Annotated in this window: 34 protein-coding genes and 1 pseudogene; 27 read left to right on the top strand and 8 right to left on the bottom strand. The window is 45.1% G+C overall.

The annotated features are described in order from the left end of the window. Positions 1-4 precede the first annotated feature (4 nt). Positions 5-1,738, top strand: coding sequence for a DUF3466 family protein (locus D8S93_RS20965; protein ID WP_152815279.1), 1,734 nt, complete (start codon positions 5-7; stop codon positions 1,736-1,738). A 181-nt stretch (positions 1,739-1,919) separates the two neighbouring features. Further along, the gene (gene rmf / locus D8S93_RS20970; protein WP_005377453.1) at positions 1,920-2,093 is read left to right on the top strand and encodes a ribosome modulation factor; all 174 of its coding nucleotides are present in this window, start codon (positions 1,920-1,922) and stop codon (positions 2,091-2,093) included. Positions 2,094-2,213: 120 nt separating this feature from the next. On the opposite strand, the gene fabA is transcribed toward rmf, so the two are convergent. Together fabA and D8S93_RS20980 are read right to left on the bottom strand one after the other, a co-directional pair. Then, positions 2,214-2,732, bottom strand: coding sequence for a bifunctional 3-hydroxydecanoyl-ACP dehydratase/trans-2-decenoyl-ACP isomerase (gene fabA, locus D8S93_RS20975; protein WP_005396499.1), 519 nt, complete (start codon positions 2,730-2,732; stop codon positions 2,214-2,216). A gap of 70 nt (positions 2,733-2,802) precedes the next feature. Further along, on the bottom strand, positions 2,803-4,443 hold the full coding sequence (locus D8S93_RS20980) for a S16 family serine protease (RefSeq protein WP_152815282.1): 1,641 nt from the start codon (positions 4,441-4,443) through the stop codon (positions 2,803-2,805). A gap of 210 nt (positions 4,444-4,653) precedes the next feature. Between D8S93_RS20980 and matP the strand changes: the two genes are divergently transcribed. From matP to D8S93_RS21000, 4 genes and pseudogenes are all read left to right on the top strand, one after another. After that, positions 4,654-5,103, top strand: coding sequence for a macrodomain Ter protein MatP (gene matP, locus D8S93_RS20985; protein WP_005396497.1), 450 nt, complete (start codon positions 4,654-4,656; stop codon positions 5,101-5,103). A gap of 15 nt (positions 5,104-5,118) precedes the next feature. Next, positions 5,119-5,430: a DUF3634 family protein gene (locus D8S93_RS20990; RefSeq protein ID WP_005396496.1), complete on the top strand. Its 312-nt coding sequence runs from the start codon at positions 5,119-5,121 to the stop codon at positions 5,428-5,430. A 114-nt stretch (positions 5,431-5,544) separates the two neighbouring features. After that, positions 5,545-5,868, top strand: coding sequence for a hypothetical protein (locus tag D8S93_RS20995; protein WP_104971713.1), 324 nt, complete (start codon positions 5,545-5,547; stop codon positions 5,866-5,868). Between the two features lie 128 nt (positions 5,869-5,996). Beyond that, a pseudogene (locus D8S93_RS21000) lies at positions 5,997-6,170 on the top strand (DUF3693 domain-containing protein); the annotation flags it as partial. A gap of 1 nt (position 6,171) precedes the next feature. Here the strand turns inward: D8S93_RS21000 and D8S93_RS21005 are convergent. Beyond that, positions 6,172-6,435, bottom strand: a complete 264-nt coding sequence (locus D8S93_RS21005; RefSeq protein WP_005390085.1) for a helix-turn-helix domain-containing protein — start codon at positions 6,433-6,435, stop codon at positions 6,172-6,174. 147 nt (positions 6,436-6,582) lie between these two features. Between D8S93_RS21005 and D8S93_RS21010 the strand changes: the two genes are divergently transcribed. From D8S93_RS21010 to D8S93_RS21115, 21 genes are all read left to right on the top strand, one after another. Further along, positions 6,583-6,774 (top strand): hypothetical protein, encoded by a 192-nt coding sequence (locus D8S93_RS21010; protein WP_005455288.1) that lies wholly within the window; start codon positions 6,583-6,585, stop codon positions 6,772-6,774. Next, the gene (locus tag D8S93_RS21015; protein ID WP_017634764.1) at positions 6,771-7,067 is read left to right on the top strand and encodes a hypothetical protein; all 297 of its coding nucleotides are present in this window, start codon (positions 6,771-6,773) and stop codon (positions 7,065-7,067) included. The genes D8S93_RS21010 and D8S93_RS21015 overlap by 4 nt, the downstream gene beginning before the upstream one ends. Before the next feature lie 12 nt (positions 7,068-7,079). After that, positions 7,080-8,897 (top strand): replication endonuclease, encoded by a 1,818-nt coding sequence (locus D8S93_RS21020; protein WP_152815284.1) that lies wholly within the window; start codon positions 7,080-7,082, stop codon positions 8,895-8,897. A 55-nt stretch (positions 8,898-8,952) separates the two neighbouring features. Then, positions 8,953-9,108: a hypothetical protein gene (locus tag D8S93_RS24900; protein ID WP_005457434.1), complete on the top strand. Its 156-nt coding sequence runs from the start codon at positions 8,953-8,955 to the stop codon at positions 9,106-9,108. A 3-nt stretch (positions 9,109-9,111) separates the two neighbouring features. Then, positions 9,112-9,423, top strand: a complete 312-nt coding sequence (locus D8S93_RS21030) for a hypothetical protein (protein WP_005457413.1) — start codon at positions 9,112-9,114, stop codon at positions 9,421-9,423. Then, positions 9,416-9,961 (top strand): hypothetical protein, encoded by a 546-nt coding sequence (locus tag D8S93_RS21035; protein WP_152815287.1) that lies wholly within the window; start codon positions 9,416-9,418, stop codon positions 9,959-9,961. The genes D8S93_RS21030 and D8S93_RS21035 overlap by 8 nt, the downstream gene beginning before the upstream one ends. Beyond that, entirely contained in the window at positions 9,951-10,406 is a 456-nt protein-coding gene (locus D8S93_RS21040) for a hypothetical protein (protein ID WP_025628304.1), read from the top strand. The genes D8S93_RS21035 and D8S93_RS21040 overlap by 11 nt, the downstream gene beginning before the upstream one ends. Then, positions 10,378-11,136 (top strand): hypothetical protein, encoded by a 759-nt coding sequence (locus tag D8S93_RS21045; protein WP_031380913.1) that lies wholly within the window; start codon positions 10,378-10,380, stop codon positions 11,134-11,136. The genes D8S93_RS21040 and D8S93_RS21045 overlap by 29 nt, the downstream gene beginning before the upstream one ends. A 112-nt stretch (positions 11,137-11,248) precedes the next feature. Beyond that, positions 11,249-11,377 carry a hypothetical protein gene (locus D8S93_RS25310; protein ID WP_005457441.1) on the top strand — a complete coding sequence of 43 codons (129 nt, stop codon included), beginning with the start codon at positions 11,249-11,251 and terminating at the stop codon, positions 11,375-11,377. Beyond that, the gene (locus D8S93_RS21055; protein WP_152815293.1) at positions 11,377-12,204 is read left to right on the top strand and encodes a major capsid protein P2; all 828 of its coding nucleotides are present in this window, start codon (positions 11,377-11,379) and stop codon (positions 12,202-12,204) included. The genes D8S93_RS25310 and D8S93_RS21055 overlap by 1 nt, the downstream gene beginning before the upstream one ends. 9 nt (positions 12,205-12,213) lie before the next feature. Continuing rightward, positions 12,214-12,522 (top strand): hypothetical protein, encoded by a 309-nt coding sequence (locus D8S93_RS21060; RefSeq protein ID WP_005457431.1) that lies wholly within the window; start codon positions 12,214-12,216, stop codon positions 12,520-12,522. Next, a complete protein-coding gene (locus D8S93_RS21065; RefSeq protein WP_005457439.1) occupies positions 12,522-12,665 on the top strand; it encodes a hypothetical protein in 144 nt (47 codons plus the stop codon). Before D8S93_RS21060 ends, D8S93_RS21065 begins: the two co-directional genes overlap by 1 nt. Next, a complete protein-coding gene (locus tag D8S93_RS21070) occupies positions 12,662-12,859 on the top strand; it encodes a hypothetical protein (protein WP_005457419.1) in 198 nt (65 codons plus the stop codon). Before D8S93_RS21065 ends, D8S93_RS21070 begins: the two co-directional genes overlap by 4 nt. Then, positions 12,844-13,230 carry a DNAase gene (locus tag D8S93_RS21075; protein ID WP_152815296.1) on the top strand — a complete coding sequence of 129 codons (387 nt, stop codon included), beginning with the start codon at positions 12,844-12,846 and terminating at the stop codon, positions 13,228-13,230. Before D8S93_RS21070 ends, D8S93_RS21075 begins: the two co-directional genes overlap by 16 nt. Then, complete coding sequence (locus tag D8S93_RS24905; RefSeq protein ID WP_005457437.1) at positions 13,231-13,746, top strand: hypothetical protein; 516 nt, start codon at positions 13,231-13,233, stop codon at positions 13,744-13,746. Further along, entirely contained in the window at positions 13,743-14,483 is a 741-nt protein-coding gene (locus D8S93_RS21090) for a hypothetical protein (protein ID WP_152815302.1), read from the top strand. The genes D8S93_RS24905 and D8S93_RS21090 overlap by 4 nt, the downstream gene beginning before the upstream one ends. Before the next feature lie 3 nt (positions 14,484-14,486). Further along, positions 14,487-15,611 carry a TasA family protein gene (locus D8S93_RS21095; protein WP_152815305.1) on the top strand — a complete coding sequence of 375 codons (1,125 nt, stop codon included), beginning with the start codon at positions 14,487-14,489 and terminating at the stop codon, positions 15,609-15,611. 2 nt (positions 15,612-15,613) lie between these two features. Beyond that, positions 15,614-16,084 carry a structural protein gene (locus D8S93_RS21100; protein ID WP_152815308.1) on the top strand — a complete coding sequence of 157 codons (471 nt, stop codon included), beginning with the start codon at positions 15,614-15,616 and terminating at the stop codon, positions 16,082-16,084. Positions 16,085-16,146: 62 nt separating this feature from the next. Continuing rightward, positions 16,147-16,374: a hypothetical protein gene (locus tag D8S93_RS21105; RefSeq protein WP_005457391.1), complete on the top strand. Its 228-nt coding sequence runs from the start codon at positions 16,147-16,149 to the stop codon at positions 16,372-16,374. After that, entirely contained in the window at positions 16,355-16,540 is a 186-nt protein-coding gene (locus D8S93_RS21110) for a hypothetical protein (protein WP_029823315.1), read from the top strand. The genes D8S93_RS21105 and D8S93_RS21110 overlap by 20 nt, the downstream gene beginning before the upstream one ends. A gap of 323 nt (positions 16,541-16,863) precedes the next feature. Next, entirely contained in the window at positions 16,864-18,408 is a 1,545-nt protein-coding gene (locus D8S93_RS21115; RefSeq protein ID WP_152815311.1) for a hypothetical protein, read from the top strand. Positions 18,409-18,410: 2 nt separating this feature from the next. Here the strand turns inward: D8S93_RS21115 and D8S93_RS21120 are convergent, their stop codons facing one another. The 5 genes from D8S93_RS21120 to D8S93_RS21165 all read right to left on the bottom strand — a co-directional run bounded on the left by D8S93_RS21120 (position 18,411) and on the right by D8S93_RS21165 (position 23,406). Continuing rightward, positions 18,411-18,836, bottom strand: coding sequence for a phage protein (locus tag D8S93_RS21120; protein WP_140136337.1), 426 nt, complete (start codon positions 18,834-18,836; stop codon positions 18,411-18,413). 2,164 nt (positions 18,837-21,000) lie between these two features. Then, positions 21,001-21,483, bottom strand: coding sequence for a hypothetical protein (locus D8S93_RS21145; RefSeq protein WP_152815320.1), 483 nt, complete (start codon positions 21,481-21,483; stop codon positions 21,001-21,003). A 112-nt stretch (positions 21,484-21,595) separates the two neighbouring features. Beyond that, positions 21,596-22,129: a shikimate kinase gene (locus tag D8S93_RS21150; RefSeq protein WP_152815328.1), complete on the bottom strand. Its 534-nt coding sequence runs from the start codon at positions 22,127-22,129 to the stop codon at positions 21,596-21,598. 145 nt (positions 22,130-22,274) lie between these two features. Further along, entirely contained in the window at positions 22,275-22,838 is a 564-nt protein-coding gene (locus D8S93_RS21160) for a hypothetical protein (protein WP_152815322.1), read from the bottom strand. A gap of 133 nt (positions 22,839-22,971) precedes the next feature. Further along, the gene (locus tag D8S93_RS21165; protein WP_319803058.1) at positions 22,972-23,406 is read right to left on the bottom strand and encodes a GNAT family N-acetyltransferase; all 435 of its coding nucleotides are present in this window, start codon (positions 23,404-23,406) and stop codon (positions 22,972-22,974) included. Positions 23,407-23,633: the final 227 nt, after the last annotated feature.

Here is a 23,633-nt window from a genome sequence, read left to right on the forward strand (position 1 = left end):
TTCAATGAATTGTAGTAATAAATTCAAATTGACCGCCATTGCGATGATGGTTGGTACCACAATGAACGCACAGGCGGCATTGTATCAAGTGGTTGAGGTTTCACCTCAGGATCATGGTTCAAACGGTGACTACCAAACGGCTTACGGCGTTGCAATTCAGCAAGGTGATGCGGGTACAGATCCTTCAACAGGTTCCCCTTTCGCTTTGGGCTGTTTTGATGCAGCAGCAAACTGTACACTAGACCAATTTAAGCTTGCGATGGAAACTCGCACAACACCGATTTCAGCGACACAAGCCGTGGATGGGAACAGCTATCGTGAGGAAATTCCATTTGGATTGGACGCGGGCTTTTATTACATCCAAGAACTCAAAGATTTTGAACGTTACTGTTATAACCAGCTTCGCTATTCTACTTGTGACTCTTGGGCTTCTGTAAACTGGACCCCATGGAACAAAGAGCGTAGTAAAGACTTTACTTCTAATGCGTTAGCATTTGTAGAAGGCGATTCTGCTGCTTATAAAAATGAATATAACAATGTTATCAATCAGCTTACCGAAGATGGTGCCGCTGTCGGTAATCAAAGTAAAGTCAACAGTGAAAACAAGTCGACACTGGAAACAAGAAATACCGTCGTAGCACCTATTGAACCAAATTTTGTTACAGGTGATAACGACGCAAGCGTTGTGCAAAGCCACGCTTGGAAAACCGATGGCACTTTTACCGTTGGTAGTGTATCTCGAACAGCAAGCAATACCAATGGCGCTCACCACACATCGAAAGCAGCTATTTGGGATCAAAGTGGAACCGTTAGTGAGCTGGCCTGGCAAAGTGACAAATCTAAAGATGGAGAAAGACTGGCTCAAGGAAGTATGCGTGACCTTGTCACAGATGGAACAACGGTTTACGGCGTGGGTTACAATACATATCGTGATGACAATTATCTGAATGCTACTGTTTTTGTCGGAACCCTAGAGGCAGAAGGTAGCGTTGAAAACGCAACTTGGAAAAACAAAGTTGTTGTAGGAGCGAGACAGCGTGAGGGTGATGATACGGTTCATACAAACTCACGATTAACCGATGTTAACTCAAATTTTGTTGCTATTGGTGAAGCAAAACGTTCAGGTGGATACTTAATGCCAACGGGTTCTGCTCCAAATCGTCTCTTTATCGTAAATGATGTTCGTAAGGATTCTATCAACGCTTTTTACCCAAGTACCGGAATTTTCTTCAGCGGTGCGGGCGGTAAGATGGGCGGGATCAACTCTTACAATGAAATTGTCGGACAGCTCGATGCGGAAACGACTCGTGAAGACGATGGCAAGCCACGTCGTAAGCGCGGTTTTATCTACCCATATAGTGTAGGTGGTGAGACTAGTGAACGTGCTTCAACACTATTTAATGGAAAAGCTTGGTTCCTAGATAGTTTGACTAATGGCGGTGACTACTCTGAACAAAACAACCAGTTCCGTATTATCGATGCAACCGATATCAACGATGCAGGTGTGATTTCTGGTACCGCGATGAAATGTGCTGGCGGTTACAGTACAACAGCAAACAATGCGACATGTAGTTCTGATGAACAAATCGTAGCCGTAAAATTGGTGCCTATTGCAGGGGCGACTGAGAAGGACATTGTGTCTCGAAGCGTTGACTCAACGACAACAGAGCGTCAAGGTGCAGGCCTTGGTTGGTTAGCTTTGACCATGCTTGGATTGTTTGGGTTCCGTAGAAAATAGTCAAAAATCGTCAGTAATTTTTAAATCAAGCAGAGGCTCACACATTTGAGCCTCTGCTTTTTTTATGCCTTGAGAAATCACTCAACTTGATCGATTCTTATAAGTGGAGTCATAAAAACTCCATCAAAGTTTCACAATAACAGCTGTACGTTAGTAAATGGACCTGTATGAGGAATTAACTATGAAGAGACAAAAGCGTGATCGCCTAGAACGAGCTCAATCTCAAGGCTATAAAGCTGGGTTGAATGGAAGGTCTCAAGAGGCTTGCCCATATCAACAAGTTGATGCTCGGTCGTATTGGTTAGGTGGTTGGCGTGATGCCAGAGATGAAAGACAATCTGGTCTCTACAAATAAACTCTCCACATACAAAAAGAAGGATTCGAAAGGGCTCTACGGAGCCTTTTCTACATTTATAGACTAGGCAAACAAAAAGGCCCCTAAATAGGAGCCTTTATAAATCGATTAAAGTCGTGATTAGAAGTTTGAAGTGTCTTGGAACAAACCAACTTTCAAATCTTTCGCAACGTAGATTTCTTTGCCATCTACGCATACACGACCGTCAGCCAAACCCATTACTAGTTTACGATTTACGACGCGTTTCATATGGATTTCGTAGGTTACTTTTTTCGCCGTCGGTAGGATTTGGCCTGTAAACTTCACTTCACCAACACCTAGAGCGCGACCTTTACCTTTACCGCCAACCCAGCCAAGGAAGAAGCCAACAAGTTGCCACATCGCGTCAAGGCCAAGGCAGCCAGGCATTACTGGATCACCAGGGAAGTGGCAATCAAAGAACCACAAATCTGGAGTAATATCCAATTCCGCCAAGATCAAACCTTTACCAAAATCGCCCTCTGTCTCAGACATTTTAGTAATACGATCCATCATTAGCATGTTTGGCGCAGGAAGCTGAGGGTAACCAGGCCCAAACAGTTCCCCTTGGCTAGAAGCAAGTAGATCGTCACGGTTATAAGAATCACGTTTGTTTTGCATTATCAATTACTCCAATTTTTGATAGCTGCATCTTAGTGAACACGTGTACGCTAAACAACTCCGATCAGTACTAGACAAACCAGTTTTTGATGCGCTGCACAATTCCTTCTGGATGCTCATGTCTTTCAAAGTTTTCAATACGTTCCGCTATTTTGCCAATAATGCTCTCGTCTTCGCCTCTAAAAGGTTTATTCATAACAATCGGAATAGCTTCATCTACCGTAGAGACGGACCAAATATGGAACTCACCATTTTTAATGCTTTCTATTACATCTTTATGTAATGCAAGGTGTTTAAGGTTTGATTTCGGCATGACAACGCCTTGATTTCCCGTAAAACCCTGATGTTTACAAACCTGATAAAAACCTTCAATTTTCTCGTTCAAGCCACCGACTGCTTGCACTCGACCAAACTGATCGACGGCTCCTGTAACCGCAACTTGTTGATTAATTGGAGATTCAGATAACGCACTCACCAAGCAACAAAGTTCTGCGAGAGATGCGCTGTCACCGTCAACTTCACTATAAGACTGTTCAAATACAATCGAGGCAGAGTAAGGCAGTGGTTCATCCAGTTTTAGAGCAGAGCTTAAGAAAGCTTGCATAATCATCATGCCTTTCGCATGTAGATTGCCTCCAAGCTCAGCTTTGCGCTCAACATCGGAAACATCGCCATCACCAAAGTGAATTACACACGATATTCTGGCAGGCTCACCATAGCTGACAGGGTGTCCAGCCATATCGATGACGGTTAGGCCATTGATTTGACCAACTTGTTCCCCAGTTGTCTCAATAATGACTTGTCCATCTAAAATATCGTACACGGCACGCTGAGGAAGATAGGATTCGCGGTAATACTTGTCGTCAATCGCTTTATCTAACGACTCGTAATCTAATGTTTGGCCATCACTGAACTGGCTGGCAAGTGTTAGAAGTTGAGAATGCCACATTACACCTAACGGCAAATAATGTTGATCTTCAGTAAATCTCATACCAGCTAGCAACAGTCTTCTAAAGCCACACTCCGTTAAGTGAGGCAGCTGATATTGAGAACATATCCAGTTCACCAAACCAAAGTAATCTGTCAAATTCTGCTCTGACAAATGAATATCTTCTTCAACTTCGGTATACATGGCAAAGCCTGAACAAAAGTCCTCGTCGATATATTCTAGCTCTGCTAACTGACTTCTTTCCCCAGTTACAATCAGTTTTACATCATAAGCTTTAGATGGCGGTACTGAAGTAGATAAGCGAGTAGGGCTTAGGTTCAGTGGCTCGATAAGGTTTTGTTGAATTGCAGACTTTATATTCGGCCAAAGTCCCGGGTTAGCCAGAATGAGATTAGCAGGTACAATCAAATAACCGTCGTCAGCTTGTGAAATCAAGCCAGGTTGGAAGGCAATATCACCACTTACATCAACACTGTAACGGTCAAATAAACGTTTGGCATCAAGTGATTCCGACAAAACAATCGCAGCGTTAGAATGACTCTGAAGAGCTTTACTGATGAACTCTCTATAGACAGAATTATCGACGCAGTTAATGAGTAGCACGCGTGTCAATCCCGACATTTTGGAAAAGCGAGATATCGTTGCCGACATCCTCGGTTGAAGATCAGTAAAAGACTTCTTTGGTAACGAAGGTGCAGACTTTAAAAGTGCTTCGTACTGCTCAAGTGAAGGTGTTACGTCTTGCCAATTAAGTTGGTTCATTAAAATTCATCGTAATTCAATCTTGCCGACATTATAACGAAATGGACTATAACACCCTAGCACCAATTTGGTTCGCTCAAGGCATTCAACACTCAATGAACAATACTTAGACAAATGAGTGATCAACATCGATACTTCTAAGAGTTTTATTTGCCCAAGTAAATTATCTGGGTTACGCTGTCACTAGGTTATGTTTATGGGTCGGAATAAATGAAATATCAGCAGCTTGAGAATCTAGAGTGTGGGTGGAAATGGAAGTATCTCATCAAGAAATGGAAAGATGGTGAAGCGATTACCCGACATATTGATACAAGTGAAGCAGATGCCGCGGTTGCAGAGCTAAAACGCCTTGAACACGAACCTACGCTTGTATTAGCTTGGATAGAAAACCACATGTCAGAAGAGTTGGACAACAAACTCAAGCAGGCTATCCGAGCGAAAAGGAAGCGTCATTTCAATGCAGAGCAAGTCCATACAAAGAAAAAGTCCATTGACTTAGATTATCGAGTTTGGGAAAAGCTTTCTAGTAGAGCAAACGAGCTCGGTTGTACATTATCTGACGCAATTGAATATCTACTTTCTGAAGCATCGAGAAGTGAAAAAGCGAGTCAAAAAGTTACCTCAATCAAAGAGGATTTGAGTAAATTGCTATCTAGCTAGGATAGGGAGTGCCAAATGTTATATGTAATCTTAATTGCTGCCATCGTGATCTTTTGGTTGATCGCAGTTGATAGACCAGTGCTAAAAGTAAAGTTTGATAACGGCCATATCAGTAACGTAAAAGGGCATCTACCACCTTCTTTCAAACATAACTTACAAGATATTAGTGAACATAATCCGTTTAGTGGTGAAATGAAGGTATATAGCCAACGAACCGGCATGCGTTTGAGCTTCTCCAAGGACGTTCCCAAAAAAATCCAACAGCGGATTCGCAACGTTTTTCCGCATCAAGGTTTCAAAGCGAGCAAAGGCAAGAAGCGAGCTTAATTACATATCAGTTACTTAATCGTGTTAAATGGGACGCAATATAGCGTCCCATTTTCGTATCTATAGAAAAATTATTTATCATTGATTAATCAATAAGATAAACGGACTTAAACTATGCGATACGTTGTAACTTTAATGATCTTTCTCTTTGTAAGTGCTTCAGCTTTGTCTGACGACTCGGAAACGAATCCATTGGCTAAAAAGATTAAAACTAAGATTCAAAGGAAAGCAGACAATAAATTTGATGACTACCAAGGTTATTGTGATGTCATGATAGAGATGGAACACAAAGGTAAAAAAGCAGTAATAAAAAGAGTAACCAGTAGTGGTGACAAAAAAGTTTGTCGGTATGTGAAATCCAACTTGAGGAAAGGAAAACGCTATCGTTATAAATATCCAGAAAAGTATATTCGGCTTCATATAGCCACAGGTTCGTGATTGCAATGTTGATTAGAAGCATCGGGCAGCAAGAGCGCAAAGCTTTCAGACCCGATGAACCAAATGAAAATGAAGTGGCTCTCGTGTAATTGGTTGGGAATGCAGGCTACAGGTGAGCCATAAACCAATCATCTCGCAATAATAATCCGCAGATAAAAGCAGCATGGGAAGGAATTGCAAAAAAGTTTAATGGACTTGGATTATCAGGAACCTCAATGGCTTGCACTGGATTGGCCTTAGTGATTACAAGTCCACAGGAACCACTATTACAGTGCGCATTATATGTGAAAGGGTTAATATAGGTTAGACGGGTGCGCCTGCTTGTAAGGCATTGATTAAGCGGGGGTTATTGTACTTATCATCTATCAAACCGAACACCAAATTTTGATCATCTAGTTCCAGTAAGTCAGCGATTTTAAAGGCTATTTCCCAATCCATAGAACAGCTACCCGCGCGCCAGTGGGCTACGCGACTACGACCAACGCCAAGTTTCTGAGCTAGTTTGTAGTCTGAGCCCAGTTCGTACTTAGCTTTTACTCTGTCTAAAAGTATGTTTGTGTAGTTCATTTAGTAACTGTTTAAAAAAGAAACAAGATTGTTAAATTGTAGAGCATCTTACGTGCTATTTCAGTAGTTTAACTCGTTTGTACGTTTAAAATAATTCGTTTACGGTTGCCATGTTCAAAAAAGAGACAGCTTGCGGAGGCTATGAACATGGAACGTATAATCTCAAACCCAATTCACTTACCTTGCCCTGATATGGCAGGGTGTGCAAATCCAGACCCAATCAAAACGGCTAAATCGCTGCGTAAAATCGCAGAATTACGCGAGAAGTTCGCCGAGCAATTCCCTAAGAAGAAACAGACCTACATTCCTACACGTTTTCGTCAGGGGGTTGTAGCATGAATCTTAGTATCTGGAAATCGCGCCGCAATCAGCGCCAACTTGTTGCATCACAAGACAACGGAACTCATATCTACTTCGATAGTTTTGAGCTTGAAGCCGTTGAAGCCTCACTTTGGCTTTACCAAGGGATGACGCTTGTCGCTTGCATCAAAGCACAAAACGACACCTTGGCCGATATTACAACTACCGCTCACCGTATGGCGACACTTGGCGCGCAAAACAACGGCCAACCACTACACGAAATCCGCAAGCAAGATGAAGCGCCCCAAGTGGGCGCGGATTCTTCCCTTTAATCAGGGGGATGCATGGACTTCGACACCAAAGCCATAGAAATCAAGATGGCGGGCAAGACGTTCGCCAATGATGCCATTCATCAAAGTGCCTTTTCACGCCGATTCTTCCCACGCTTACCCGCGATAGTTCGCAACGATGTGCGCCGTAAAGTAGAGGCGCGCACACAGCGCAAAAACGCCACACGTGAAAACGTGATTAAAACCGCCAAAGACGCGGTGAAATTTGGCCTGAAGTGCGCTCACCATATCGAGAATCGTTACTCGTTTGTTGACAGTCGAAAGGGTGCGCATAGCGAGCCATTGACGCACAACATCTTGATGCGTGACGACGCGCTGACCAAGTTCGCGGAGAAGTACGCCGACCAATGCGCCGAGGTTTTATCAAGCCTAAATGCCGAGGGTTACGCCTCTTTTGTCGAGGCGTTGGCCGCGGTTTATTCTGAGCAAAAAGCGTTACTTAAGACCATTCACATCAAGCCGCCATACGTGAATTTCAAAGTGAAAGACGTTGAAGTGTTAGAGCAAATGCTAACAGCCGCGGTACTCAAAATGCAGTCGGAAAAGTGGGTTGAACGTCGTTTGCTGCGTCTGCGTGGTGACTACATCGAGTACGCCCAAATCACCATGAGCCGTGTGGGTGACAAAGGCCATCAAAGCAAATACGTGTCAGAGATTTCCTTTAGTAACTGGAAGCGCAAGCAACGCGAATCCGAGAAGTACATGAAGTCGATGAGCGTGTACAACGAGGAAACAGGCGAGCACTTTCCATTAGAGGAAGTGGCAAAGCGCACCATTGCTAACCCTGAGAATCGCCGCATTGAAATGATGGTTCGCTCTCGTGGCTTTGAAGAACTGGCCGACGAACTGGAATACACCGCGCTTTTCATTACGTGGACACTGCCGAGCCGTTATCACCGCAATTCACCGAAGTGGGACGGCTCAAGCGTCAAAGACGGACACGCCGAGTTAATGCGCCAATGGTCACTTGCTCGCGCTAAGTTGGCAAAGTTAGAGATTGAATACTTTGGCTTTCGTGTAGCCGAGCCACACAAAGATGCAACCAGTCACGCGCACTATTTCTTGTTTTGCTCTCACAAAGACAAAGCCAACATCATTCGTATTCTCCGCGGTGAGGCGATTGCGCCAGACCGTGAGGAACTGGGCGACGACATCACGCCACGCTTTGACGTTAAAGAAGCCGACCCAAGCAAGGGCGGTGCAACGGCGTACATTGCCAAGTACGTTTCGAAGAACATCAACGGTAAACACATGCCAGACACCGAAGCCGAAGAAAGCGCATTTAAAGTGCGCGCTTGGGCGTCGGTGCATCGCATTCGCCAGTTTCAGCAATTTGGCGGTGAGCCTGTGTCTTTGTGGCGTAGTTTACGCCGTGCGACAGCCGAACAAACCCAAAAAGATGATCAGCTAGAAGAACTGAGACAAGCGGCAGACTCATCCAAATGGGCACTGTTTTGTCAGTTAGCTAAGGGCGCGAAGTTGGCTTACAAAGAAAACAAAAACGACTACGGCGAACCAATCAAAAAAATCATTGGTTTTGAGTGGTGCGGTCAAGTCATCGAAACCGCTAGCGAGTGCTATTCGCTCGTTCAAACGAAAGACGTAAAGCGTCTTTTAAAAAGTCGCGGAGCGACGTCTTGGAGCACTGAAAATAACTGTAACTCCCCACTCATTACAGAGTTGAAGAAGCTCACCGGATGGAGCTTTGAGGGAGTGAAATGCCTATTAGAGCCGTTGGCGAATGGGGCGACGGTTTCCATCGACCAATATTGTTCAATCAAATTACAAAACAACACATTACGACTGATTTAACCCGTTTGGGCATTGCTTGCGACAACGATTTCAGCAACTAGGTAAGGACAACCCAATGAGCACCATCGACAAAATCACCCAAGAAATGGAAGCCGAAGTGAAGCGCAGCAAAGGCGGCGTGTTTTGGCGTCTCATGTTGGTCTGGATGAAGGAAGTCAACAAACAGATTCAGAACAAACCGAACACCGATGAAGAACTAGCCGAGGCTTAAACAATGGAAATGCTATCCCTTAAAGAATGTCAGCAAGCAATGGCCGCGCTCGATGCGGCCGACAAACTCAACGCCAGTGTGGAAAAGGAGTTGAGCCAGTTCAAAAACATGGACACCAACGCGATTATCAAACGTGCAAGCAAGATGCTCATGACGGGTAACTTTTCGCTTGAAGCGTTTGGTTTAAATCCAACGTTGTTCGACCAAATTGAGCAGCTTACCAAGCTCAATAACAAGGTGCGTGAAAAGTATCGCGGTTGTGTCAAAGGCAACATGCAGCAATTGGAAACAGTCGAGGCGGCCGCTGATGAGTAAACACCCAAACCCAATTCGCGGGCACGTATCGTGCCCCGTTTGCCAAAGTCCCTCAACCGTGCATCGTGTCGGTGAGGGCAAGCTCATTGCCGAGGGCGAACCCACCAAAAACGGACGCAATTTAGGACTGCTTTATTACAAGTGTCCGAGCTGTGGCAACAGCCCAATGAGCAAGAGCATTAACGCTTTTGTAGAAACCAACATGGTTGAATCGGTTGAACAGCTAGAAGTGAGTGACGCCGTCACAGTTGAGGCTGAATCGACAACGGTTGAACCAGTACCCGAAACCGTTGCAAACACTGATACGCCTAGCGTTGAAGTAATCGAACAAGTAGAAATGCCAAGCGTTGAAACCGAGCAAGCAACCGAACCGGAACCCGTTCCAACGCCCGTTAAAAAGCCGCCGTTTCCGGTTAAAAAAGTCTTAGCGGGGATAGCCTTTGTCGCCTTGCTGATTTGGGCAATTCGTCAACTGATGCCAACCAAGAAACCAACCGAACCAGATACCGAACAAGGAGAGCCAATCAATGCAGGATGAAATGGAAAACCAACCAGAGCTAGATGATTGGGGCGACTTTTCCGCGGTTATCAGTGGACTGGAGCAAACCGAAGTCAGCGAGTTAACCGACTTACCAACCGAAGCGGCCAACGACGACAACTACCAACCCGCGGGTGAAATGTTCGAGGGCGCATTGTCGGTGCTGTTCACCATTGCCGAACAAGCGACGTCGATTATTTCCGGTGTGGATTTTGAGTTTGATGAAAAAGGCAAAGCGGCGGTGATTGATGCCGCGTTGCCTGTGTTGGAAAAACACAGTGATAGCGTGTCGTCGCTGTTTGGTGATTACATGCAAGAGGCCGTGCTCGGCTTGGCGGTGTTGTCGCTGGTCTACAGTGCCAAGAAAACCATGGCATATCAAAAAGAGCTATTAGCCATCGAGGAGGAAAAACAGCGTGAGCAAAAAGAAAAAGACGCCGCTTAAATTCCCCAATCCGGTCAACTCCAACCCCTCACACGATGCCGAGCATGTCATCTATGTGGCGGGCACGGGCGGGGGTAAAACCTCCGCCGTTAAGCACTTGGGGTTAGTGCCAAAAGCCGCGCAAGCGGTTTTTTTTGACCCTTACCGCAACTACGCGGGGGCGAAATTTCGCGGCCAACAATGCCTTGAAACCAGTTCTCGCGTGGCGTTCGTCAAAGCTTTGGTGATGGCACGTAAACGCGGCAAGTCGTTCAAACTGGCGTACATTCCTAAAGATGGCGCGTGTAGTGAGGAACTTGAATTTTTTAGTGCCGCGGTGTGGGCGGTCGGTAATGGCGACGCCAAACAACTGCATGTGATCATCGAAGAGCTTGCAAGCTGCGTGGAGACGTCCGGCAAGCTCAAAGGCAAAGCGGGCGAATTGTGGCGCGGTGGGCGTCAATATGGGCTTGTGCTGCATTCGATTTTCCAACGCGGGCAGGAAGTACCTAAGACCGTGACCGAGCAATCGCCTGTATGGTGGATTGGTGCGGTCAACTCGATGGCCGATGCACGATGGCTCGCGGATAAAAAAGGCTTGTGCGTTGATACTTTGGCGGGCTTGAAGTCAGCCAAGAACAACAAAGCTGCGATTGGTAAACCGATTGCCGAATATTTGTTGGTTCGGGATGGTATCGGCAACGTCGAAAAAGGCGCATTCAACTGTCTAACCGGAGCACTTCAACGCTAAATCCAACCTATAGGTTAACCACTTAACCTATAGGTTGCGCCCGCTTTCGCTTCCTCTCAAATCCCTGTTTCATGAAATCACTTTTTAACCGTGTACAACCGAAAGGGACAACATGAAACAGCAACACAAAAACCTATTGATGGCACTGATTATCACGTTAATCGTGATTGCCGCTATCAACAACATCAGCGTGCTCAATCCAGTGCGTGAAACTCTTAACGGCGAAAATGGGTGGTTCTAATGGAAGCACTAAAACAACCTTTTAACCCGCGTCCACGTGAGCTTGACCCTGTTGAGGGGGTGAACTGGGGCAACCAAGCCACCTTGCGCTTGGTATCGGGTCCAACCTACCAAAACATTGAACTGGTCACGGACATTCTCGACGCGGCAGACATCGAGCGCATTACGGTAAAAGTGAACGGCCGTGAAATCGTCAACGTGACGGGTCAAGACCTTATCGACTTGCAAGAGCACAAGAAAGAATACGTGCAAGCGGGTCGCTACGTGCTGAACTTCTCCGATATGTCGATGCGTACCAAACTGGGTATTCGTACAGGTGAGCTTGTGACGCTGCAAGGCGAAATCTGGTTTATGTACATCCAGCTAAAAGCCAAGGCAGGTGCCGCGGCACCAATGATTCGTGCTCGTGCTCATACCACGGCGGCGCAAAGCCAGCGCATTTACATGCCGCGCATCTATTCCCAAACGTGGTACGCCGCATCAAGTGGTCGCACGCCATTTGACTTTGCCGAGCGTAGCGCGGCGCTGTCTATCAAGCGTTTGCACCTCAAAGACAACACGATTGAACGCGTTCGCGTCCTGCGTGATGAGCGTGAAGAGCTCAACGTCAACAAGACCGATAACGCCTACGACTTAGCTGCGGCGGGTCGTGAGCAGAATGCGGGCTTCTTCTCGATGGATTTCACGCGTTGCGGTTTTGGCAGCGAAGCGCGTTTGCCAACGGCGGCCATGAAACAACTGGCGTTTGAAGTGGAAAAAACGGCACCGGGCAGCATTCCGGTGCTGATTGAAGCCATCGAACAAGTGGCGGTGCCTACCGCGCAGTAAGGGGGCGTTATGGCGCAAGAGCAAAGCATGTGGGGGTCCATTTGGGACGGCGTCCTAGAAACGGGCGGCGAGCTGATGACCGACGTTACCGACTTAGGCAAGGACTGGCTTGGCGTGAAGATTGAAAACGAAGCCGACCGCGTCCAGTCGAGTAACCCAGATGAACAGCGAAAGCACAATAACGACTACCAACAACCCACGGGTGAGCCTGTGTACACCTCCGCGTTTGCGGGGGTGACCACCACACACCTGATGATGGGGATGCTGTTCGTACTGTTGTTATTGGCGATGTTCTACGTCGCTAAGGGGAAGAAGTAATGCCGTTTATTCCATACCTGATTGCAGGTGCGGTGGGCGTATGGGCGGGCATCAAAATCACGGGCGGTTTTGACCGCATCGGGTGGGTGCTCGGTCTGCTTCTGGTGTGTTATGTCCTGTACAAGAAAGGATTCAAATTATGATTGGTGGGCTTTTAGGCAATTCCGGCTCGATGCCAATTAGCGCCAACGGTGGTCCCGCGGTCAGCGGTGCCGATGGTGAATCAAGTGGCAGCCTATCGGTAGGCAATATCAATATGGGCGGGGGCAATTCCACCACGTTGATGATTCTTGTAGTGATTGTGATTGCGGCGGTGTTGCTATGGAAAAAGAAGTAATTGAAGTCGTGACGCAATCGAAACGTGCGCTTGGGGAACTCAAGCCCGCGTTTCGCGCTTGCCCTGATGCGTATGTTGAATTGTGCAAAGCGGTCAAGGATGGCCGCGTGAGTTTGTATCGCCTTATCAGTGCAGAAAATGATCTCATCATTGCGGGTGAGCGTGATGGTGATAACTACTTTTTGTGGGGCGTCACGGGTCGCGGTCTGCGTTCGGGGATTATCCAGTTATGCAAAGTGGTGAAAGCGGCGGGCATGTCATCCATGACCGCCGACACCGCCTTTGATGGCGTTGCCCGTTTGGTGCGTTCGATTGGCGTCACCGCCAAGCAAGACGGTGACTTTATTCGTTTGGATTTGGGAGTGCAGTAGATGGGTAGTTCTAAATCAAAATCGAGTAATACCAGTAACACCACTAACGTCAGCGGTCAGAATGCCATTAGTGGCGATAACCTCGGTGTGGCGATTTCGGGTGTGAATAACTCGACCATCAACACCACCATGACCGACCACGGCGCAGTGAATGCCGCCATGGAACTTGGCGAACAGGCCTTTGAGTTTGGCGGGGAAATGCTCAACAGCAATGAGCGTATTTCGCTTGAAGCGATGGACACCACGCACGACATTGCCGAAACCGCCATTGATGAAGTGGCCGATTTCGCGGGCGATTCCTTGGCAACGTACGCCTCAACCAACAGTGAAAACCTCGATATGTTGGCGGGATTGGCGGGCAGCCAAGCGGCACAAAACTCGAAGAATCTGCAAGCCATGATGGACTTGGCGAAATTCAAACAAGACGGCGGGCAAGTCGAAACAAGCAAGATGATGGTGGTATTAGCAATCGTGCTTGTGTTGGTGCTTGGCTACGTAATGGTGAAGAAACGATGAACACGCAACTAATCGCGGGTCAGGCCATCCCGCTGACGCCAGATGGCAATTGGCTGTATCTGAAATCGGCGCAAGCTGAAATCGAAATCTATCGTGAATCGTCAGGCGAGCGCGTCACGCTTGGCAAGTCGTCGGTGTTTAACGTGGGCGAGGGTAAACACCTTGGGCGTTTGCTTATCTCAAGCCGTACCGACAACCAGATTGAAATCCAGTTTGGTTTTGGAACGTTTACGCCGCCTGTTGAGGGTCAAAGCGTCGTGGTTCAAGCACTGCCGAACGTGGTGATTGAACAAATGCCAAGTGTGACGGTTGAACAATTACCCGCGGTAGAAATCGCGCCCAATCAACAACTGGCAGTGAATCAGCTTCCCGCGGTTGAATTGGCTGCGAATCAACAGCTCGGCGTCACTGCTTTACCGCCTGTTGAATTCAAAGCGCCGCAACCTGTGAATGTTCAATCATTGCCCGCGGTCACGCTCGAAGCTGCGCAAGTGGTCAAAGTGGACGAGCAAGTCAGTAACGGTCTTGTGACTGAAGCTGTGAGCGTGTTCCCGCACAACATCGCGCAAAACGCCACACGCAAAGCCATCACGATTAAGGCCGCAAAAGCTAATAGCGCCTCGGTGTTTATTGATGCGTTTGAACTGGAAGCGGGCGAGCGCATCACCATTGAAAGCACGGCCGACATGACCTTAACGGGCACGGCGGGTGACACCGTCACGACTATGGAGATTTAACGCATGGGACAAGTACGAGAAAACCTACCAAACGGTGACCCACGCAACAAAATTGAATACTTGGCCGATTGCATCGACGACGCCAAGGCCGCCAGTGCAGAGAGCGCAAGCGACGCACCGCAAAACCTATTGGTAAACCCTGAGTTATCGCATTCCGGTGTTGATTTGGCGATGGGTTCACCGCATCAACTGCGTTGGCTCACCAATGCCTACACATACAAAGACCAAGCCGCAAACCAAATGCACCTTGGGCGCAGTTTTGGCCGTCCGGCTCCTGTAGGTTGGGGTGTGGAAGTCGTGCCGATTGATGGCGTGAGCGACTATCACAGCGTGGCGTACTCAAGCCTTGGCGGTGATATTGAGAAGTTCGACTACACGGCCAAAGCGTCCTATCTACTGGCGACAGGCTCAAACAGTCGCGTGTTGCATTTCAGTGTGTTCAGTGCGCCTTTTGACCGAGAGCTACGAGCACTCAACGATGAGGGCACCGCGTGGGTTCCGGAAAATCAATCGTATAGCTTGTTTTTCCGTGGTGAAAAGAACACCGCCGTGCGCTTTGGTTTGCTTGAACTCGATGCAAACGGCGATTTCGTCGGGTATGTGGCACAAGCGCAGATTCCCGCCGAAGCAGGGTTTAACCAGTTTTCACAAGCATGGTTGCACGGTATCAAACTCCAAGCGGGCGGTTTGTACGCTTACTTTGTGGAGTCTGATACCAGTTTGGGTGAATTCACTTCAAGCCCAGTCAGTGCGGGCGTGTTTTTGAACCCTGATGAACTCGACACCATTCCAGACCTGACGCCGAGCGACACCGCCACGCGCCGCTTTCGTCTGACTGAATCGTTTGGCGAATTCAGCAAAGCAGATGTTGAAGCGGGCGTTCATCTCAACGTGAGTAAGTTCCTGATGCCGTTTGGCATGGAAAAGCACCTTATCTTTGCGAGCTTAAAAGGCACGCCAGGATACTACACCGTGCAAAACTTGCCCGCCGAAGTGGTGAAAACCCGTTATGACCAAGTCAGTGTGCGCGGAGCGGTTGCCGATGCAACCGCCGTCATCATGGCGTACTACTCGGAATCGCCTGTGCACTTGAATTACTTCAGCTCAGCCAACTATCAAGCGGTGTAGTTATGCCGCTATTTATCTTTGTCATCATACTCTTAGGGATTGGAGCCTTTACTATGACAACCTCAACCACATCAAGCGTTCGCGGGATCCGCATTCATAACCCGCTTAACATTCGCATTGCACCTAATGCATGGAAAGGCAAGGTGACGCCGTCACGCGACAAAGCCTTTGAAACCTTTAAAGCACCCGAATGGGGCTTTCGTGCCGGAGCGATTTTGCTGCGTAACTACCAATTGCGCCACGAACTGCACACGCTGACCGAAATCATTCACCGCTTTGCGCCACCAAACGAAAACCACACGGCCAATTATGCACGCTTTGTCGCGGGTCGCGTTGGCGTCGGTATGGATGAGCGCATTGATTTAGTGAACAACAAGCCGCTGATGGTCGAAGTCCTTCACGCCATGAGCATCATGGAAGTGGGTCGCCACTACAGCAAACACACGGTGCTGAAAGGCGTCAATCTGGTTTAAAACGTCGTTGAAAACGTCATTGATAGCGTCATATGACGTTTAACTATATTAAGGAAAAAATTATGTTTGAACGTTCAACATTAAAAGGCTTAACGCTTCTTGGTTCTGTTATCGCTGCGGCAACGGGCTACGGCCATTTATTCAGCGTGGAAATGACCGACACGGGCGTCAATTTTGGCGGTGCGGTTGGCTTGGCGATTCCTGCCGTGATTGGTGCCTATGAATCACTGCCGGACAAGTGGAAACCAAGCAAAAAAGTAGGGGGCTTGGATGGAAAACGCCTTAATTAACGCCTTATCAGGTCTTGGCTTTTCGTCTGAATCGCTGGTCATGTTTGTACTTATCGGCATGAATCTCAAGTACCAAATCGCCATCAATAAGCAGCTTACCCAAGGGCTGCAAGATGTGCGAGAAAGTGTTTTGGTTCTAACGGCTACGCGTAACAATGAAAGCTAAGGCTTAAACCCTGCGAACTGGTTCGAAACGTCATTAATGACGATTTACACAGCGAGTAGGGAGCCGATACTTTGGGCGGGTCGATTGACCTCGACAGGCTTCAAACGAAAGCCACCAAAGCAGAAGCCTAAAAAAGCCGAACCCTTAGCGATGGGGTTCGGCTTTTTTGTTTGTGCCACTTCAAGTTTAATTGAACTTGGCTTGATCTTGTTGCTATTCACCTCTATTAATATGCGTATAATTTAGCTAGTTTGTCGGCCCCAAATAGCCGTTTTTATAAGATGAACCTCGCAATTATATTTTAGTCGGGCATAGGAACACATATGGTGTTATTTGATTCAGAAAAAAAAATATATAAAAAAATAGAAGACGAAAAAGAACATTTGTGGAGAGCAATAGGCACAATAACTAAACAACTTACTGAGCAATCGGAAAGCTTAAGTGAACTAGAAAAAAGTGCTCCTGAGCTCTACAAGCAGATAGTCAATGACAGCAGGAATGTTAGTACATACAGAAACCGCGCACAAAAGAGGTCAAAGGAAGTGGAGCTTATCGCCACTTCTATTGAAGAGTCCAAATCCGTAATAGATAAAACACAAGATGAGGCTAACCAAGCTAAACAGACCATTGACACTCAAAAGAGTGAATCTGAAGAAGCGTTTCTAGAACTAAAGCAAAAACTCGAAGAACTTGCGCAGCAACAAGCTGAAATAGAACGCATGCAAGATGAACTTGTAACGTTTACTAGTCAAAAAGATTCACTACAAGAGAGCATAGATAAAATCCAAGCTCAGTTGACAGAATCAGAAAGCTCAAATAAGAAAATTAGCAACTTGCTTACTGGGGCGCTATCTCAACGGGAAAGCATCAAGGATATATACGAAGAAATTTTTGGTTATGTTCATATAGATAACGGTGAAGAAGTTGTTGTTGTTGGTTTAAAGGAAGAACTGGATACTAGTTACACAAAATTAAAAGAAGACCTAGGTAGCTTTAACAAAGAGTTAGCAAAAGCATCCCAAGCTCAGCAAGCCACATTAAACGAAATTGAAACGAACTATACAGAAAGTCTTTCCAATTTTAAAAATGAGTCCGAAGCAAAATACAACGCAATAATTGAAAAAATCAACTCGTTACTTCCATCTTCTTTAACTGCCGGTCTTTCTGGCGCTTATATAGATAAAATAAAAATTGAAAAAGAAGAACTTGAAAAACATGAGCGTGTATTTGATAAATCGATTGGGGCTCTTGTTGCTTGCTCGTTACTCCCATTTGGCTTTATCGCGGGTAGAATCTTCTTCTTGGGAGAGAACTTTGATGTTGTAATTAAAGATGCACCTATGTTGTTTTCTATAATGCTACCCATATATGCACCTATACTTTGGGTTGCTTACTCTTCGAACAAAAGTTACAAGCTAAGTAAACGTTTGATTGAAGAGTACACTCACAAAGAGGTATCTAGTCGAACTTTTGAAGGATTGTCGACGCAAATATCTAGCATTGGTAAAGACGCGGCTAGTGAAGAACTCAGGACTAAGCTATTGTTTAATCTATTAAATGTCAACAGCGAAAACCCAGGAAAGCTTATATCAGACTACAACAATTCTGATCACCCAATCTTAGATGCAATAGATAAAAGCTCGAAGCTAACTGATGCTCTTGGCAAGCTTGGTAATGTGCCTATGTTAAGTCAATTACTTAACCACCTAAATGCCCGAGAAAGGGATAGGCTAGCTACAAAAGCGCAAGAAACTGAAAAAACCTTAGAGAGTCATCTAGCAGCTTCCAAAAATGAGACAGAGTTTCAGAAACCTGATAAAGAAGCATCAGAAACAGGAGCTACAGAGCAAACAAAAGCCACAGCGTAAACTTATAGTTTATTTTTGCTTGGTATCCACTCGGCGGCTTTCATTCGACGGCCGCCACGAAACGGCAGCAAATTTTCTTTCGCAGGATAAACCTTGGGATACTCAAAGTGTCCGTACATTTCCACAAACTGACGATGTTCGTCACGCCAGAACACAAAACTTTCCAATTCTTTAGGGCTGAACTCACGACCGGATGGTGTGATTAACACAGCTCGTTGCTCACAAACTCGAAAACCAGACCAACGGATGTCATTAGGCAAATAACCAAGTGATTTGATGAGTAGCAGTTTTTCCGCCATCGGATTCACCGGAACGGTGCCATCTAGCCAACGAACAACCGTCGGCTTGGTAACGTGAAAAAACTCGGCGCCTTGCTTAAGGGTTTTAAATTCGCGCCAGAATAGAGTGCAGAATGATTCGTGAAACATGACAACGCTCGCAATTTGATGAACAGACTAAAATTATTTTTTTCTTGTTTTTTCGCCTAAACCGAACGCCTCATAATGTGGCGGTAAGGGTGTTGGGCGAGTTTTGTAGATTGCGGGAAACAATCGCCAGTAATAGTACAAACGACTTAAACGTTTAAAACTCACAAAATTAAAATTTACGGCTTGGTTATCAGACACTTATGAAAGGCTTAATCAAAGAGTTAGACTTTGTTAACAAAATACCCCTTGGTGCGCATTATATGTGTTATGTTAAATTGAATGTGCTCGTACGCCAAATGTTGCCAATGAGCGCTCCTATTCCCCTGTGAATTTGAAATTTAAGGTCTCCATCATAACCATTAAACATAATGGCTATTTACCATCTCTATTAAGAGCACCTTGTACATGGTTAGTTAGTGTCATTAAATATGCCATAAATCAGCTAGTTAGTTTAATTTCCCTTACTTTTTCTGACTGTTTGTACATGTACATGCCATATATCGCGATATATTGGTGCAATTTTTCCAACGATGTACATGTACAAATCACCCCAATCACCACTCAAAAATCTTCTTTCACTTCATTAAACATAATAGCCATTAAACATAAAATAGCTAATATCTAAGTTAATAATCTATCGATTGTTAACTTAGATATTAGTAAAAGCATAATCTTATGGGTGTTTATCGCGTTACGTGGTTAAAGAGATTAGGTACACGTTGTCAAACTAAAGGAACGCCAATCGTTGTGAATCACTTTTAAAATTGCTTAACACAGTGTCTGAGAAAGCCTCCCTTTTGGATCTTTAGCCACTGAACCTGTTTTTTCCGTTCCATTTATTCCACTCTATTCTGCATTTTTTATGGTGGCTCATAACGCCCTGCTAAGGGGTGAGCAACGCAATACCGAAGCCGCCGCATACCACCTTAATCACTAAATTCAACGCATAGTAATGCCACGCGTTGCGAATCCCTCTTGAGCAGTTTGTTAGTTTGCAAACCCAAAGCGTTGATTTTACGTTATTTTAAATTTTGAAAACAATAAGCTTTATGTGCTTTGATGCACTTAAGTCAGGCTTAGTCTCAAAGCGGCTACTCAATGAAACCACTTGGAACAAACAACGCCGCAGAAAACGAGCTCACAACACCAAAAAGCACTTTTGGAAAACCAATCTCACAAAGCGAACTTTCAACAAAGCCACTGAAACTACGTGAACTTTCCACACCAGAGAAAACGTCATTTCAGCGAGTAAATCGGCTTTTGTACCAACAAACTCAACGAGCAGAGTTTCAGCAAAAAAGTTCAACTCAGTTAACCCAAAATTCGCCACACCAAGGAACAAATCAACCGTTAAAGTGATGCATGATTTGTACTTTGACCACGAAAATTAACACTGAAATTGAACGCCGATAAGACAATTTAGACTTTGAGCTTTTACCACTAGATCTTGCTATATAGCTGCGTTTTTCCTCTTGCAAACTAACGCCCAGTTAAGGGGTGAAGCACGCAATGACCAAGCCCCCGCATTGCACTTCAACACCAAAACCACCGTATACCAAAAATGCCACGCGTGCTGAATCCCACTTGAACTGTTTGTTAGCACGCTGCCCTTAAAGCCTTTGGTACACGCCAAGATATTGAAATATAGCACGAAACTCATGACTTAAAACACTGAAACCAAACAGACAGCTGCCAAACTGAAAACTAACTTTAAGCGCAAGTTGGCTAGAAGAAAAACGTGCAAAACTGCCCCATTTTCACTGAATTAAAATTAGAAAAGGATTCGGTTACCGAACTTGAACAACCATACCAAAGAACCGAGTTGAAGCTAGAGAACCAACCACAAAAAAGAAACCGCGCCAGTGAAATAGCCCGAAAGTTAGAAACCGTAAACGGTGAAATCCAAGCGAAAACTATACATCTAGTGCCACCGGAGCGAACGTGAGAGGCACATTTGATCAGGTGTAAATCTGGGAAAGAAACCAATAAACATCAAAACTTTTGACCTTTGATTCCAACCCAGTGCTAACGCCGCGTTAAGTGGTGAGCAACGCCGACCACCGTACCTAAACTATTGTGCCGTAAACACTAAAGCTGAATCAAACCGAAAATGCCAAGCGTTGGGAATCCGTCTTAAACGCTTTGTTAGCCGACATTTCTGAAATTAAAAAACCAAATAATTGACAACACTTTCAACAGGATTACTCAAAAGTATTTCTGACACGCCCAATTTGACCAAAAAGTAGAAGATAAAACTTATTAGCAAGTAGTCTAAAAGAACTGTCGCCACCCACTTAGGGGCATTTTTTCGGTTCGCTTTTTTAGATATGTTACCGATAGAACGATTGAAATTGCTTGTAATTGACATCCATTCCTTACTCTTTTGAATATCAAAGTCATACAAATATACATGACCATTACTGTTTGAAAATGCGGTCTTTGCAGTTATATATTCGATGCAACCCTCATCTTGAAAAAGAATCCAAGCGTGAATATTTCTCAGTTTATCTAAATAGTTTAGACGCTCTTCAAAACTTAAATTGCTAAAATTCACTTCCGTTGAAGTTAATTCTCCACGTCGAATATGCTCAATGAAAGTCGATGTTGTGCATCCATAATAATAATCTACTCTATCTATCGTTAACATATTTTACCGTTATGTTATGTTGGCTAACGCCGCATTAAGGTGTGAGCGACGCTTGGCTATACTTGAGCGAAGCGAAACCGCCAAGCGTTGCGAATCACTCTTAAATGCTTTGTTATGTGCGTAACTCGCCTATGAACGCCTTTGCCTTTTTAGGGCTTGTTATTCTTACAAATTTGATATGACTATACTTCGGATCGTCTAGCAGTTCTGTGTAACGAGATCGATTTTTACTGTACGTTTTTAACGTCCAAAGAATGATAGAGTCTTTGCTAAGAAAAGACTTTCTAAACGACTCAACATTACCTGTTTTACCCCATAACTCCTGCTTGGTCACTGTGCGAACTAAAGCCCTTTTCACAGCTTGAAACAGTGTTCTTACGAAGGAGTAATCAACCCAGACAATGGTATCTACTCTGCACCATTTGATTTCAGCAGTTCGATTATAATTACCATCAAGAACCCAGTGTTCGGCGCTCAACCTGTCGGCCAATTTTGCAAAAAACTCGTCATCTGAAGATTCTTGCCAATTAGGCTTCCAGAATATGGCATCCATTTCTACATAAGGGTACTTTAGCTCACTCGCCAGCATGCGACTGAAAGTACTTTTCCCACTACCACTAGTGCCTATTACATTGATTCTTTTCATCGCCTGACCTAATTTTTGCCTTAGCACATAACGCCCTGTTAAGGTGTGAGTAACGCAATACCAATGCTTCAGCATACCACCTTAACCACTAAAACTAACGCATAGTAAAAATGCCACGCGTTGCGAATCACTCTTAAACAGATTGTTATGTGCGCTTTATAATTTTGCCAACAAACTCTTCGACTGATGAACCGGTCGGTAATCGTATATACGAAGAGGTCTTATACGGACGATCTGTTATGCCAAGGTAATACTCGATTTTTCCAAACAGAGACCATGAACTACTAAGGATCATTTCTAACTTTAGGGTTGTGACCCTAAGCTCAATAACCTTACTTCCCCGCAATGCATTCACATCGTTGTGCGCCAAAAGCTTATTGCGATATTTCTTTAAGTTAGCTTCTTCGAACAATTTACCCAACTCTTGTAAGTCAGCTCGAAGTTCCGTTTGATGCTCTTTGGATACCCTAGAAATCATGAAGTCGAAAGATAAGTTTTTGCTGCCACTTTTACCCTGAGGATCAAATAGTTTAGTTAATTCCAAATATAGAACATCAACTAAACATTTTTGATAGTTGCCAAATATAAACGGATGAAAATCATTCATCGCCTTAACAGCTTCGGTGCTATCGAACAGTTCTGTATATACTGTGAAATTTAGGGATACATCTGATAACTTTTTCTTAAAAAGAACTACGTCCTCTTCCATTTTATCTCCTAGCACATAACGCCCTGTTAAGGTGTGAGCAACGCAATACCGATGCTGCCGCATGCCACCTTAATCACTTAAAACAACGCATAGTAAAAATGCCACGCGTTGCGAATCACTCTTAAACAGTTTGTTATAAGCGTGGTTTGAGCATGTGCACGAACTGTTCGTCCTGCCCTGTAACCTCAAAGCCAAACCTTTTGTAAAGTTGCCCTACTCGGTTTCCTTGTAAGTAGCAAAGCTTTATCGGTAACGACTTTTGTTCAGCAAGCTCAGTAACTGCTTTTAATACTTGGCTACCAATTCCTTTACCCTGATATTCTGGTAATAGGAAAAAGCGACCAAAGTACAGGTGCTCAGAATGGCACTGCACCAAGTAACTGCCCACTGCGACTCCATCAACTTCTATGATGGTTGGCTTTTCTTCGCCCCACTCATTGTGATGAATTTCTCTTTGAACACTTTCGTTCCAACCAAATACAGCTTTGATTGGTTCAAATTCTGCTGATTTCTTAAGTTCGAATAGGAACTCATAGTCACTATTTTCAGCTTTACGGGTTTCGTACACCTAACTCTCCAAACCTACAACTACGGATAGCTTATAACGCGCAGTTAAGGTGTGAGAGACGCACATGCACCCTAACCTAAAATAAACTCTGATAAATCCATGCCTATTTGGGCACTAAAACCCCAATGCGTTTCGAATCGCCTTGAACGTCTTGTTATTCCGCAACTAAAGTCGGCTATGTTTACGCCTAATCTTTTGATATGACGAGAAATTTTCGGTATGCAGGC

This window comes from Vibrio sp. VGrn 2 (assembly GCF_009361695.1).
Lineage (GTDB): Bacteria > Pseudomonadota > Gammaproteobacteria > Enterobacterales > Vibrionaceae > Vibrio > Vibrio diabolicus.